We start from the raw sequence: 14,034 nt of genomic DNA, 5'->3' as shown, positions 1-14,034 counted from the left end.
CATATAAAACAAATTTGACCGATTATGGTGTAGATACGCTTTATATCGGTTATTTCGTTAAGCCAGAAAAACGAGACAGCAAGATGAGCGTAATGTTTGACCCGGAAGCGGCAGTCTATCCGTTTCCACCAAAACCCGCCCCGCTAAACGTGGATGAAAAGCAATTCTACCGCGAGAAGATCAAACGTCTCCTGAAAGCGCGTGATGCTGTTATGGTGGCGCATTATTACACTGACCCGGAAATCCAGCACCTGGCTGAAGAAACGGGGGGATGCATAGCCGATTCCCTGGAAATGGCGCGCTTTGGCGCACGGCATGCCGCTTCAACATTGCTGGTTGCCGGGGTGCGTTTTATGGGCGAAACGGCAAAAATCCTCAGCCCGGAAAAAACGATTCTGATGCCCACGCTACACGCGGAATGTTCCCTTGACCTGGGCTGCCCGATAGACGAATTTGGCGCCTTCTGTGATGCGCATCCGGACCGCACCGTGGTGGTTTATGCCAATACGTCGGCGGCGGTGAAGGCTCGCGCTGACTGGGTAGTGACCTCCAGCATTGCGGTGGAACTGATTGAGCATCTTGATAGCATGGGCGAAAAAATCATCTGGGCGCCAGACCGCCATCTGGGCAACTATGTACAAAAACAGACTGCTGCCGATGTGTTGTGCTGGCAGGGAGCCTGTATTGTTCATGATGAATTCAAAACGCAAGCGCTGGTAAGAATGAAGGCGCTTTATCCGCATGCGGCTGTGCTCGTGCACCCGGAATCGCCGCAGGCGATTGTTGATATGGCCGATGCCGTGGGGTCAACCAGCCAGTTAATTAATGCGGCTAAAACCCTGCCGCAGCATCAGCTAATTGTTGCTACCGACCGCGGCATTTTCTACAAAATGCAGCAGGCGGTACCGGGAAAAGAGCTGCTGGAAGCGCCTACGGCTGGCGAAGGGGCAACCTGTCGGAGCTGCGCGCACTGCCCCTGGATGGCCATGAATGGCCTGCGGACGATTGCTGAAGGGCTGGAGCAGGGGGGCAGCGAACATGAAATTCATGTTGATGAGCAGTTGCGCGCTGCTGCGCTGGTGCCGCTGAACAGAATGCTCGATTTTGCGGCTACACTTCGGAGATAACGCATTATCGCGTCACTGTACGCTCTGGGGATAAGATGGATTTTTTTAGTACGCAGAACATATTAGTGCACATACCCATTGGTGCCGGTGGATATGACCTGTCGTGGATTGAAGCCATTGGCACCCTCGCTGGCCTGTTGTGCATCTGGCTGGCGAGTCTGGAGAAGATCGGTAACTATGCCTTTGGGCTGATCAACGTCACTCTGTTTGCCATTATCTTCTTCCAGATCCAGCTTTATGCCAGCCTTCTGTTACAGGTTTTTTTCTTCGCGGCCAACGTCTATGGCTGGTACGCCTGGTCGCGACAGACCCGCGATAATCAGGCTGAACTGCAAATCCGCTGGCTGCCGCTGACAAAGGCGCTGGGCTGGCTGGCGGCCTGCGTGGTGGCGATTGGTCTGATGACGGCGTTTATTAACCCGGTTTTTGCCTTCCTGACGCGCATTGCCGTTGTGCTGATGCAAACCCTGGGGTTGCAGGTAGCAATGCCGACACTGCAGCCGGATGCATTCCCGTTCTGGGACGCCTGCATGATGGTGCTGTCTATTGTGGCGATGATTCTGATGACGCGCAAATATGTCGAAAACTGGCTGCTATGGGTGATTATTAACATAATTAGCATGGTTATTTTTGCGCGTCAGGGGGTCTACGCGATGTCGCTGGAATACCTGCTTCTGACGTTTATCGCCCTTAACGGTAGCCGGATGTGGATTAACAGCGCGCGTGAGCGCGGGTCTCACGCTTTTGCCCGTTAATGATTGTGTCCATGTCCGGAGGGCGACATATTCAGATGGCATTCCGGGACACGACAGGGCTGATACTCCATCTGCACCGTAATGTCCGCAATCTGATACTTGTGCTGCAAGAAAAGGTGGATACGTTCCAGCAGGCCGTCGTGATCGTGCGGCGGCACCACCTGCACATGCAGCGTCATCACCGTTTTCTCTCCTACCAGCCAGGCATGAACATGGTGTACATCGCGCACTTCCGGCACTGAACGGCGCAAATCGCGCTTTAATGCGTCAACATCAAGGGAGCGCGGGGCGCCTTCCAGGAGTTCGTTGATACTCTCCTGCAACAAACGCCAGGCGCTACGCAGAACCAGGCACGAAACCAACACTGACAGAATGGGATCGATAGGCGTCCAGCCCGTGGCGAGGATAATGATGGCGGCTATTATCGCCCCGACCGAACCAAGTAGATCCCCCAGTACATGCAGAGCCGCAGCCCGTACATTGAGATTATGACCTTCATTGCCATGACGCAGGATCCAGAATGCCAGAATATTCGCCAGTAATCCCGCTATGGCGATGATGATCATGGTTTTACCGGCAACCGGTTGAGGATGATTAAAGCGTTGAATGGCTTCCCAGACGATCAGAATCGTAATGATGACCAGCGCAATGGCATTAAGGAACGCGGCCAGGGTGGTCAGACGTAACCAGCCAAAGGTATGACGGGTATTTGGTGGGCGGCGGGAGAAGCGAACCGCCAGCAAGGCGAACAGGAGCGCTGCTGTATCAGTGAGCATATGGCCCGCATCGGCCAGCAGCGCCAGAGAACCTGAAAGCAACCCGCCTGCGATTTCAACCAGCATAAATCCGGCAGTGACGCAAAACGCCAGCAGTAGTCGCCGGGCATTATGATCGTCCGTTTGCCGCACAGGAGTATGTGAATGTGAGTGCCCCATGATTTCTCTCTAACATTATTATTCTGATTATTACTTTATGACATGATTGGGCTTTCAGGTGAACAAAATGAAAAAGGAGTACCCCGCATAGTATGTGAGTACCGCTGCTGGCGGCCCAATAGCCCTGCGTGAAGGGGCTCTATCCTCTGCGTTATCAGGGTTGATGCCCAGTTGTGGACACAACGAGAACATTACTCCCCCTCTCCGGACTGCGCGTAATGTAAAATCATATTTACACTTTTTAGCTGAAGAGATAGATTGTGGAGATTGCATTTAACTGGATAAGTATGGCAACGCTGGAACTAAAATGAATTATCAGAACGACGACTTACGCATTAAAGAGATCAACGAATTACTGCCTCCCGTTGCCCTCCTTGAAAAATTCCCCGCTACCGAGAATGCCGCTAATACCGTTGCGCATGCACGTAAAGCGATCCATCAGATCCTCAAAGGCAATGACGATCGCTTGCTGGTGGTCATCGGCCCGTGTTCCATTCATGATCCTGTTGCGGCGAAAGAGTATGCCGATCGGCTGCTCAAGTTGCGCAAATCGCTAAAAGGTGAGCTGGAAATTGTGATGCGCGTCTATTTTGAGAAGCCGCGCACCACCGTGGGATGGAAAGGGCTGATCAACGATCCGCATATGGATAACAGCTTCCGCATCAATGATGGTCTGCGTATCGCGCGCAAGCTGTTGCTGGATATTAATGACAGCGGGCTGCCGGCGGCCGGAGAATTCCTCGATATGATCACGCCGCAGTATCTTGCCGATCTGATGAGCTGGGGAGCGATTGGCGCGCGAACCACCGAATCTCAGGTGCATCGCGAGCTCTCTTCCGGACTCTCTTGCCCGGTGGGTTTCAAAAACGGCACCGATGGGACCATAAAAGTCGCGATTGATGCTATCAACGCCGCGGGGGCACCGCACTGTTTCCTGTCGGTAACCAAATGGGGTCATTCAGCGATCGTCAACACCAGCGGCAACAGTGATTGTCATATCATCCTGCGCGGCGGTAAAGAGCCGAACTACAGTGCGAAGCACGTTGCCGACGTGAAGGTTGGCCTGGCGAAAGCGGGTCTGCCCGCGAAGATTATGATCGATTTTAGCCATGCTAATTCCAGCAAGCAGTTTAAAAAGCAGATGGATGTGGGCGCAGATGTTTGTCAGCAGGTTGCTGGCGGTGAGCAATCAATCATGGGCGTGATGATTGAAAGCCATCTGGTGGAAGGCAATCAGAGTCTTGAAAGCGGTGTGCCGCTGACCTACGGCAAGAGCATTACCGATGCCTGCATCGGCTGGGAAGATACCGATATGCTTTTGCATCAACTGGCGGATGCGGTAAAAGCGCGTCGCGGCTAGCTGAAGCGTTTTCCATGCTAAAAAATAAAAAAACCGGCTTTGTTAGCCGGTTTTTTATATTTAATTACTTCGCTTTACCCTGGTTCGCAACGGCAGCCGCTTTCGCGGCGATCTCGTCGGCGTTACCCAGATAGTAGTGTTTAACCGGCTTGAAGTTTTCATCGAACTCATACACCAGCGGTACGCCGGTCGGGATGTTCAGTTCGAGGATCTCGTCTTCACCCATATTGTCGAGGTATTTCACCAGCGCGCGCAGGGAGTTACCGTGAGCGGCGATAATCACGCGCTCACCGCTTTTCAGACGTGGCAGAATGGTGTCGTTCCAGTACGGTACAACGCGCTCAATGGTCAGCGCCAGGCTTTCGGTTACCGGCAGCTCTTTATCCGTCAGTTTCGCGTAGCGCGGATCGTGGCCCGGATAACGCTCGTCGTCTTTTGTCAGCTCCGGCGGAGTCACCGCGAAGCCACGACGCCACTGTTTAACCTGCTCATCACCATATTTCTCAGCGGTTTCCGCTTTGTTCAGACCCTGCAGCGCACCGTAATGGCGCTCATTCAGTTTCCAGGATTTCTCAACCGGCAGCCAGGCCTGATCCAGTTCGTCCAGCACGTTCCACAGAGTGTGGATGGCACGTTTCAGCACAGAGGTATAAGCAAAGTCGAAGCTGAAGCCTTCTTCTTTCAGCAGCTTGCCGGCTGCTTTTGCTTCACCCACGCCTTTCTCAGACAGGTCAACGTCATACCAACCGGTGAAACGGTTTTCGTTGTTCCATTGGCTTTCGCCGTGACGAACGAGTACCAGCTTAGTTACAGCCATACACTTACTCCTCAATACACGTCATCTTTCACGTCACCTCATCGCTGGCTACTTTCACTCACCCCGGTCGCATCGTTCACTATGTTCCTGGGATTCGCTCATTTGCCGCTTTGAGGCGACTCGAAATTGGTAGTGTATATATTTATTGATTGATAACTATTCTCATTATATTGCCACGATTTACCTCACGGCAATGCTTATCCCTAACCATAGCGAAAATAGTGGCCCAGTGTAAGATACTTGTAAAACAGAGGTTGTGTTTTTGTCTGTAAGTGACGAATTTTTCAGCGAAAGGGGAAAAAAGCCCTCCACCTGGCGTGGAGGGTGAGGCATTATCTGGCGATAAACTGATATTCCGTCAGGCTGACGTACTCTTCGCCGGGAAGCAGAACGCAATCCGGCTGCGGCCACTCCGGGTGGTTCGGCGAATCCGGCAGGAACTCGCTCTCCAGCGCCAGGCCTTGCCAGTCAGCGTAGGGTTGCGCGCTGCGCGACGGCGTGCCGCCCAGGTAGTTGCCGGAGTAGAATTGCAGGGCCGGAGCGGAGGTATACACCGTCATCTGCAGCTTTTCATCCTGGGACCAGACGTGAGCTGCCGGAACCTGGGCATCTCCCTGCGCCTGGAGCAGAAAGGCGTGGTCGTAACCTTTCACTTTCTGCTGGTCTTCATCACGCAGGAAATCGTCCGCCAGCATCTTCGGCGTACGAAAATCAAAGCCGGTCAGAGCAACGCTTTGCAGGTTTCCCCCCGGAATACCGTCGCTTTCTACGGGGAGGTAAGCCTCGGCAAAAATTTGCAGCTTATGGTTACGCACGTCGCTCTGTATGCCATCCAGGTTGAAATAGACGTGGTTAGTCAGGTTCACCGGGCAGGGCTGGTCAACGGTGGCGCGATACTCAATAGAGATCCGATTATCGTCAGTCAGGCGGTAGTGCGCGGTTGCCGTTAAATTGCCGGGGTATCCCTGATCGCCATCGGCGGATGAGAGTGAGAATAGCGCGTGATGATCATCGGCGCTGACAATTTGCCAGCGGCGCTTATCGAAACCGTCAGGCCCGCCGTGTAACTGATGTCCAGCCTCGTTGGAAGGCGTCAGATTGACGGTTCGACCATCAAGGAGGAAGCGGCTGTTGGCGATACGGTTGGCGTAACGGCCAACGGACGCGCCGAGAAAAGCGGCCTGATGCGTATAGTCGCTCGGCGTCGCGCAGCCGAGCAGCGCTTCGCGTACGCTGCCGTCAGCCAGGGCGACCTGCGCCGAAAGCAGCGTCGCGCCCCAATCCATTACGGTGACCGTCATCCCCGCGTCATTACGCAGGGTGAGGATATTCCACGGCAGGCCGTCCGGCGCCAGCCCGGTTGTTTGGTTTAGCATTGTCCGGCTCCCTGAGAGGGTTTGCACACATAGAACGTTTCTCTAATCCCGGTTTTCGCTTCATATGCCTGGGCAACGGCCTGCTGTACACCTTCGACCAGATCCTCCGGCATCAGCGCGACAATACAGCCGCCGAAACCGCCGCCGGTCATGCGGACGCCGCCTTTGTCGCCGATGGCCGCTTTGACGATATCCACTAGCGTATCAATCTGCGGTACGGTGATTTCAAAATCGTCGCGCATGGAGGCATGAGATTCCGCCATCAGTTCACCCATTCGTTGCAGGTCGCCTTTTTCCAGCGCCGTAGCGGCCTCTACGGTACGGGCGTTTTCGGTCAGTACGTGGCGAACGCGTCTGGCGACCACCGGGTCAAGCTCGTGGGCGACGGCGTTGAACTCGTCGAGGGTCACATCGCGCAGGGCGGGCTGCTGGAAGAAGCGGGCGCCGGTTTCGCACTGTTCACGACGGGTGTTGTATTCGCTGCCCACCAGAGTGCGTTTAAAATTACTGTTGATAATCACCACCGCGACGCCTTTCGGCATTGAAACCGCCTTAGTGCCTAATGATCGGCAGTCGATCAGCAGCGCGTGATCTTTTTTACCGAGCGCGGAGATTAACTGATCCATGATGCCGCAGTTGCAGCCGACGAACTGGTTTTCCGCTTCCTGGCCGTTGAGCGCGATTTGCGCGCCGTCGAGCGGCAGGTGATACAACTGCTGAAATACGGTGCCGACGGCGACTTCCAGTGAAGCTGAGGAGCTTAATCCCGCACCCTGTGGCACGTTACCGCTAATGACCAGGTCCGCTCCGCCGAAGTGGTTGTTGCGCTGCTGAAGATGCTTTACCACGCCGCGAACATAGTTCGACCACTGCTGGGTGTCGTGGCGGGTAATCTGCGAATCGAGGGAGAATTCATCGCTCTGACTGTCGTAATCGGCGGCAATCACCCGCACGGTACGATCGTTGCGCGGTGAGCAACTGATCACCGTCTGATAATCAATCGCGCAGGGCAGCACGAATCCATCGTTATAGTCGGTGTGTTCGCCAATCAGGTTAACCCGGCCAGGCGCCTGGATAACATGGCTGGCGGGATAGCCGAACTTTTCAGCAAACAGGGCTTGGGTTTTCTCTTTCAGACTCATGGTTATACTCCGGATTCGCGGAAATGGACGTCGCTCACAGCGCGCAGACGTTCAGCAGCTTGCTCGGCCGTCAGGTCACGCTGAGTTTCGGCCAGCATTTCATAGCCGACCATAAATTTGCGCACCGTGGCGGAACGCAGCAGCGGCGGATAAAAATGAGCGTGCAGCTGCCAGTGATCATTGTTTTCATCGTTAAACGGCGCGCCGTGCCAGCCCATAGAGTAGGGGAACGAGCACTGGAACAGGTTGTCGTAACGGCTGGTCAGCTTTTTCAGCGCCAGCGCAAGGTCGCTGCGCCGGTCGTCGGTTAAATCAGTCAGGCGCCGGACGTGTGTTTTCGGCAGCAGCAGCGTCTCGAATGGCCATGCCGCCCAGTAAGGGACAACGGCGAGCCAGTGTGCGGTCTCGACGACCGTGCGGCTACCGTCGGCGAATTCGCGCTGCGCGTAATCCACCAGCATCGGCGCGCCGTGCTCGGTGAAGTACGCTTTTTGCAGACGATCTTCACGTTCCGCTTCGTTAGGCAGGAAGCTGTTTGCCCACACCTGACCGTGAGGATGCGGGTTGGAGCAGCCCATCGCTGCGCCTTTGTTTTCAAAAACCTGGACCCAGGGATAGCTTTTCCCGAGGTCCGCGGTCTGTTCCTGCCACGTTTTAACCACGCCTTCCAGCGCCTCCACGCTCAACTCCGGCAGCGTTTTGCTGTGGTCTGGCGAAAAGCAGATGACCCGGCTGGTGCCACGGGCACTCTGACAACGCATCAGCGGGTCGTCGCTTTCCGGAGCGTCAGGGGTATCGCTCATCAACGCCGCAAAGTCATTGGTAAAAACAAAGGTGCCGGTGTAGTTCGGGTTTTTGTCACCGGTCACGCGGGTATTACCCGGGCACAGGAAACAGTCCGGGTCGTGCGCGGGCAACGTCTGTTTTGCTGGTGTCTCCTGCGCACCCTGCCAGGGGCGCTTTGCGCGATGCGGAGAAACCAGAATCCACTGCCCGGTTAACGGGTTATAACGACGATGCGGATGGTCGACGGGGTTAAATACGCTCATGAAGGTTCCTTAGTCTGGATAACCTTGCGGATGACGGGACTGCCAGTGCCAGGTGTCCTGCGCCATTTCGTCAAGGTTGCGGGTCACTCGCCAGTTCAGATCGCGATCGGCCTTTTCAGCGTCCGCCCAGTAGGCCGGGAGGTCGCCATCGCGGCGTGGCGCGAAGTGGTAGTTAATCGGTTTGCCACAGGCTTTGCTGAAGGCATTGACGACGTCGAGCACGCTGTTGCCGATGCCGGCGCCAAGGTTGTAGATATGCACGCCAGCTTTACCGGCCAGTTTTTCCATCGCCACGACGTGACCATCGGCCAGATCCATCACGTGAATATAGTCACGCACGCCGGTGCCATCTTTGGTCGGATAGTCGTTACCAAACACCGCCAGCGATTCGCGACGGCCAACGGCGACTTGTGCGATGTACGGCATCAGGTTGTTGGGGATACCCTGAGGGTCTTCACCCATGTCGCCCGACGGATGCGCGCCGACCGGGTTGAAATAACGCAGCAGGGCGATGCTCCACTCCGGCTGAGCTTTTTGCAGATCGGTGAGGATCTGTTCGACCATCAGTTTGCTTTTGCCGTAAGGGCTTTGCGGCGTACCGGTCGGGAAACTTTCGACATAAGGGATTTTGGGCTGGTCGCCGTAGACGGTGGCGGAGGAGCTGAAAATAAAGTTTTTCACGCCCGCGGCGCGCATGGCGGAAACTAATTTCAGTGTACCGGTTACGTTATTGTCATAATATTCCAGCGGCTTAGCGACGGACTCCCCGACGGCCTTCAGGCCGGCGAAATGGATCACGGCTTCAATCGCATGATCGTGGAGGATTTCCGTCATCAGCGCTTCATTACGAATGTCGCCTTCAACAAAGGTGGCGCTTTTCCCGCCGAGACGCTCAATCACCGGCAATACGCTGCGCTTACTGTTGCAGAGATTGTCGAGAATAATCACCTCGTGTCCCTGCTGTAGCAGTTGAACGCAGGTATGACTTCCAATGTAACCGCTACCACCTGTAACCAGTACTTTCATGATTCGCTCCAATAGGCTTATCGTGTGAGATGAAGATAGCATATCAAAGAAGTGAAAAGTGTGACACAGGGCAAATTGGTGGAATCGTTTACACTCAAAGGCGGCGTTGCGAAATTCTCTTTTTTGTCTTTTAAAAACAAATTGATACTCTATTGTGTGGATATTATTCCGAAAAAACCAGGGATCTGCAGACCCCTGTACAGGCTTAATTTTCCAGTGGACCGACCTGGTAAGTGTAACCGTCTCCACTGCTGATAAACGCCAGACGGTGAGTAATACAATCCGGGGCGTCTTCGGCGTGGTGGGATACAAACAGCAGTTGCGTCGCCCCTTCGCTAATTAACACATCGACAAAGCGGCGCACCAGTTGGCGGTTGAGCGGATCCAGCCCCTGTAGCGGCTCATCGAGAATCAGCAGGGTAGGGTGCTTGACCAGCGCGCGGACGATCAGCGCCAGCCGCTGCTGCCCCCATGAGAGACTGTGGAACGGGGCATCGGCGGTGCGTTTGTCGATACCCAGAATATCCAGCCATTTTTGCGCCAGCTTATGCTGCTTGTCGGAAACGGCCTGGTAGATGCCAATGGAGTCGAAGTAACCGGAGAGAATAACGTTGCGCACGTTGGTGCTGACGCGATACTCCAGGTGCAGGCTGCTGCTGACGTAACCAATATGCTTTTTGATATCCCAGATAGTTTCTCCGCTGCCGCGACGGCGGCCAAACAGCGTCAGGTCGTTACTGTATCCCTGTGGATGATCGCCGGTGACCAGGCTGAGCAGCGTTGATTTCCCGGCGCCGTTGGGGCCGACTATCTGCCAGTGTTCGCCAGGATTTACCGTCCAGTTCAGGTGGTTAATGATCGGACGATCGTTATAAGAGACCCTACCCTCTTTGAGTACGATGAGCGGCGCGCTGGCGTCCAGCGTATGCCGCGCGGCCGGGGCATCCGGTTCAGGTAACGCCATGCCGTCAAGCTTCTCGCTATGCGCCAGTTGAGCAATCAGCGCCTGTTGCAGCAGGGCCTGCTTTTCACCGGTTTCGCTAAGGACACAATCCGCCAGCACGCCAGCATACTGTACGAACGTCGGGATCTCGTCGAAACGATTGAGAACCAGTACAAGGGTGATACCTTCGTTGTTCAGGGTTGCCAGCAGCGCCGCCAGTTGCTGGCGGGAGGCGACATCAAGGCCGTCGAACGGCTCATCAAGGATCAGCAGATCAGGGTTGCCCATCAGCGCCTGGCACAGCAGGGTTTTGCGCGTTTCACCGGTGGAGAGATATTTAAAGCGGCGCGGTAACAGGCCGGTGATGCCAAACTGTTCCGCGAGCCGGGCGCAGCGGGAAGCGTCCTTAACCTCATCCTGGATGATTTCCGCTGTTGTTCGCCCGGTATCATCTTCGCCGGGGCTCAGCATATCGGTGTTGTTACGTTGCCACTCATCGCTGACCAGTTTCTGCAACTGCTCAAAGGAGAGGCGGGTGATGCGGGAAAAGTTACACTGCCGCTGCCCGCCAGGCAGCGTCAGTTCGCCGGACAGCGCCCGGGCGAGGGCCGATTTCCCACTGCCGTTGCTGCCGACGAAAGCCCAGCTTTCGCCCGCATGCACGCTGAGGTGCTCAATATTTAACGTTTTTGTGTCGCTCAGGCGAAACGTGCCTTGCGAAATTTGCAACAATGACATTTTATATCCCACTTTTTGCAGCGATGAGCTTCAGGGATACGTCTTCACAAGCACAATGTCAATGCCGTTAGCACAAGGTGGCGAGAATGATACGATCGGCGTTGAAATAGGCGATTGCTTCTACACCTTCCGCCAGCTCGCGCGTTTGTTCCACCGGAAGGGTAGCACAAAGATTCTGACCATCCGGGAGCGCCATCAGCACTTCGCACTGTTCTGGCCCATGTTCAATATGGCTGATACGCCCGGTTAGTTGATTATCCGCCTGTTGAGCTCGCGCAGGATCCCGGGTCATGCCAACCCACGGCGCTTTCAGCAGCACTAAGACTTCCTGGCCTTCATTAAGGCCCAGACGATCGGCGCTTTGTGCGGTAATGGCGACTTTAAAACGGGTTTGCCCGTCGGCCAGCAGCACTTCAACATGCTGCTGCACCTGCTGGTGGTCGCGACCGGTAATGGTACCAAACCACTGATTGCGGGCGCTGGTTTGCAGAGAAAAACGCGAAATAGCCGCCAGCAGACTATCGAGAGGCAGGGCATCATCATCGCTCAGCACATCGAACGCTTTCTGCTGAATCTGTGCCAGCAGGTCGTAAAGCTGAATCAGTCGTCGCCCGTAGCGGGTGAGAACCGCGCCACCGCCGCCTTTACCGCCAGTGGCGCGATCGACCAGAGTCTGTTCGCTCAGTTGATTCATTTCATTAATTGCATCCCAGGCGCTTTTATAGCTGATACCCGCGTTTTTTGCCCCCTGGCTAATGGAACCGGTCTGGTCAATCTGTTTCAGCAGGGCGATACGGCGAGGATCGGCGAACAGGCGCTGCTGTAACTTGAGGGTAAGAAGAATTTCAGCCTGCATAATCATATCCTGATGAAAAAGGGTATTGTGACCGATAGCGGCTATCTTGCAAGATGCATCTGTCGCGCTACTCAGTGAGGCGCCGCACAAATGGGGCGTGTTTTTCCTGCCGAATTGGTTACAATGCGCTATTCCTACTTTCTGGAGCCAACCATGTTAGAGCTATTGAAAAGTCTGGTTTTTGCTGTCGTCATGGTGCCGGTGGTGATGGCCGTCATCCTGGGGTTAATTTACGGGCTGGGTGAAGTCTTTAACTTCCTTTCCGGCGCGGGCCGCAAAGACAGCAGGCCGCAAAACCACTGATTTCTCCCCCGCGCCCGCTTTTGTCGGGCGTTTTTATTTCTCTCAACAATTGATCTGTTTCTGGTTATCCCTAATTTTACTCTGGGAAAATCCTGTACTTGTCGTTATATTATCTCCTACATAACGAGCCCACAGGAGTTTCAGATGACAGGTCAATGGTTACGTTTTTTTGCCGGAGCGGCGTTAACGCTCTCTGTTGCTGGTCACGCGCTGGCGGACGAAGGTAAAATCACGGTGTTTGCCGCGGCATCGCTCACTAACGCGATGCAGGATATTGCGAAAGAGTATAAGAAAGAGAAAAACGTAGACGTGGTCTCTTCCTTTGCCTCTTCATCTACACTGGCGCGACAAATTGAAGCGGGAGCGCCTGCGGATTTGTTCATCTCCGCGGACCAAAAATGGATGGATTACGCGGTCGGGAAAAAAACGATCGATACCGCTTCACGCACCACGTTACTGGGCAATAGCCTGGTTGTCGTTGCGCCGAAAGCCAGCCCCCAGGAAGCTTTCACCATTAATGATAAAACCGACTGGACCCATTTGTTGAAAGGTGGCCGTCTGGCTGTCGGCGACCCGGAGCACGTGCCTGCTGGCATTTACGCTAAAGAAGCGTTACAAAAACTGGGGGCCTGGGAAACCTTGTCGCCTAAACTGGCGCCGGCGGAAGACGTTCGCGGCGCGCTGGCGCTGGTTGAGCGTAACGAAGCCCCGCTGGGCATTGTTTATGGCTCTGATGCCGTTGCCAGCAAAGGCGTAAAAGTTGTCGGAACCTTCCCTGAAGATTCTCATAAGAAAGTAGAATATCCGCTGGCTATAGTCGACGGGCATAAAAATGCGACGGTAAGCGCCTTTTATGATTATCTGAAAGGGCCACAAGCTTCTGCAATCTTTAAACGTTACGGGTTTACTACTCACTAATGTTCTTAAGCGATCCCGAATGGCAGGCGGTACTGCTGAGCCTGAAAGTCTCATCCCTGGCGGTGGTGTTTAGCTTACCTTTTGGGATCTTCTTTTCCTGGCTGCTGGTGCGACGGAATTTCCCGGGTAAGGCGCTGCTCGATAGCGTTATCCATTTGCCGCTGGTGTTACCGCCGGTGGTCGTGGGTTATCTGTTGCTGGTTGCGATGGGGCGACGCGGGTTTATCGGTAGCTGGCTTTATGACTGGTTTGGTCTGAGTTTCGCGTTTAGCTGGCGCGGCGCGGTACTGGCGGCGTCGGTGATGTCTTTTCCCCTGATGGTACGGGCCATTCGTCTGGCGCTGGAAGGGGTCGATGTCAGGCTTGAACAGGCGGCACGCACCCTGGGGGCAGGCCGCTGGCGCGTATTTTTCACCATTACATTACCGTTGACGCTGCCCGGTATTATCGTCGGCACCGTACTCGCTTTCGCCCGCTCGCTGGGCGAATTTGGCGCAACCATCACTTTTGTTTCCAATATTCCCGGCGAAACACGGACGATCCCTTCGGCGATGTATACCCTGATTCAGACCCCCGGCGGTGAAGGGGCGGCGGCGCGGTTATGTTTGATTTCGATTGTTCTGGCGCTGATATCGCTGATGATTTCTGAATGGCTGGCCCGTCTCAGCCGTAAGCGGACGGGGAAATAA

General features: G+C 54.9%; 14 protein-coding genes. 6 read left to right on the top strand and 8 right to left on the bottom strand.

What is annotated here, in order from left to right:
- Positions 1-83: 83 nt before the first annotated feature.
- Together nadA and pnuC are read left to right on the top strand one after the other, a co-directional pair.
- Complete coding sequence (gene nadA, locus ABK821_RS06850) at positions 84-1,127, top strand: quinolinate synthase NadA (RefSeq protein WP_138360636.1); 1,044 nt, start codon at positions 84-86, stop codon at positions 1,125-1,127.
- A gap of 35 nt (positions 1,128-1,162) precedes the next feature.
- Entirely contained in the window at positions 1,163-1,882 is a 720-nt protein-coding gene (gene pnuC / locus ABK821_RS06845; protein WP_138360635.1) for a nicotinamide riboside transporter PnuC, read from the top strand.
- On the opposite strand, the gene zitB is transcribed toward pnuC, so the two are convergent.
- A complete protein-coding gene (gene zitB / locus ABK821_RS06840) occupies positions 1,879-2,817 on the bottom strand; it encodes a CDF family zinc transporter ZitB (protein WP_138360634.1) in 939 nt (312 codons plus the stop codon). The two genes, pnuC and zitB, sit on opposite strands and share 4 nt — an antisense overlap.
- 307 nt (positions 2,818-3,124) lie before the next feature.
- Between zitB and aroG the strand changes: the two genes are divergently transcribed.
- On the top strand, positions 3,125-4,177 hold the full coding sequence (gene aroG / locus ABK821_RS06835) for a 3-deoxy-7-phosphoheptulonate synthase AroG (RefSeq protein ID WP_343177891.1): 1,053 nt from the start codon (positions 3,125-3,127) through the stop codon (positions 4,175-4,177).
- Between the two features lie 64 nt (positions 4,178-4,241).
- Here aroG and gpmA read toward each other — a convergent pair whose 3' ends face one another.
- The 7 genes from gpmA to modE all read right to left on the bottom strand — a co-directional run bounded on the left by gpmA (position 4,242) and on the right by modE (position 12,124).
- Entirely contained in the window at positions 4,242-4,994 is a 753-nt protein-coding gene (gene gpmA, locus ABK821_RS06830; RefSeq protein WP_138360632.1) for a 2,3-diphosphoglycerate-dependent phosphoglycerate mutase, read from the bottom strand.
- Between the two features lie 332 nt (positions 4,995-5,326).
- Positions 5,327-6,370 (bottom strand): galactose-1-epimerase, encoded by a 1,044-nt coding sequence (galM, locus tag ABK821_RS06825; RefSeq protein ID WP_138360631.1) that lies wholly within the window; start codon positions 6,368-6,370, stop codon positions 5,327-5,329.
- On the bottom strand, positions 6,364-7,512 hold the full coding sequence (gene galK / locus ABK821_RS06820) for a galactokinase (protein ID WP_142501642.1): 1,149 nt from the start codon (positions 7,510-7,512) through the stop codon (positions 6,364-6,366). Before galK ends, galM begins: the two co-directional genes overlap by 7 nt.
- Before the next feature lie 2 nt (positions 7,513-7,514).
- On the bottom strand, positions 7,515-8,561 hold the full coding sequence (galT, locus tag ABK821_RS06815; protein WP_138360629.1) for a galactose-1-phosphate uridylyltransferase: 1,047 nt from the start codon (positions 8,559-8,561) through the stop codon (positions 7,515-7,517).
- A 9-nt stretch (positions 8,562-8,570) separates the two neighbouring features.
- A complete protein-coding gene (gene galE, locus ABK821_RS06810) occupies positions 8,571-9,587 on the bottom strand; it encodes a UDP-glucose 4-epimerase GalE (protein ID WP_138360628.1) in 1,017 nt (338 codons plus the stop codon).
- Positions 9,588-9,792: 205 nt separating this feature from the next.
- Entirely contained in the window at positions 9,793-11,268 is a 1,476-nt protein-coding gene (modF, locus tag ABK821_RS06805; RefSeq protein WP_138360627.1) for a molybdate ABC transporter ATP-binding protein ModF, read from the bottom strand.
- 67 nt (positions 11,269-11,335) lie between these two features.
- Positions 11,336-12,124, bottom strand: coding sequence for a molybdenum-dependent transcriptional regulator (modE, locus tag ABK821_RS06800; RefSeq protein WP_138360626.1), 789 nt, complete (start codon positions 12,122-12,124; stop codon positions 11,336-11,338).
- Positions 12,125-12,277: 153 nt separating this feature from the next.
- On the opposite strand from modE, the gene ABK821_RS06795 reads away from it, so the two are divergent.
- The 3 genes from ABK821_RS06795 (at position 12,278) to modB (ending at position 14,034) form a co-directional block, all read left to right on the top strand.
- A complete protein-coding gene (locus tag ABK821_RS06795) occupies positions 12,278-12,427 on the top strand; it encodes an AcrZ family multidrug efflux pump-associated protein (RefSeq protein WP_138360625.1) in 150 nt (49 codons plus the stop codon).
- A 144-nt stretch (positions 12,428-12,571) separates the two neighbouring features.
- On the top strand, positions 12,572-13,345 hold the full coding sequence (gene modA / locus ABK821_RS06790; protein ID WP_138360624.1) for a molybdate ABC transporter substrate-binding protein: 774 nt from the start codon (positions 12,572-12,574) through the stop codon (positions 13,343-13,345).
- On the top strand, positions 13,345-14,034 hold the full coding sequence (gene modB / locus ABK821_RS06785; RefSeq protein ID WP_138360623.1) for a molybdate ABC transporter permease subunit: 690 nt from the start codon (positions 13,345-13,347) through the stop codon (positions 14,032-14,034). The genes modA and modB overlap by 1 nt, the downstream gene beginning before the upstream one ends.

It is taken from the genome of Klebsiella sp. KE9456 (assembly GCF_043832615.1).
In the GTDB taxonomy this organism is placed as follows: Bacteria; Pseudomonadota; Gammaproteobacteria; order Enterobacterales; family Enterobacteriaceae; genus Klebsiella; species Klebsiella indica.
Note: the sequence above shows the minus strand (reverse complement) of the source record. Positions and strands in the feature narration are given on the sequence as shown.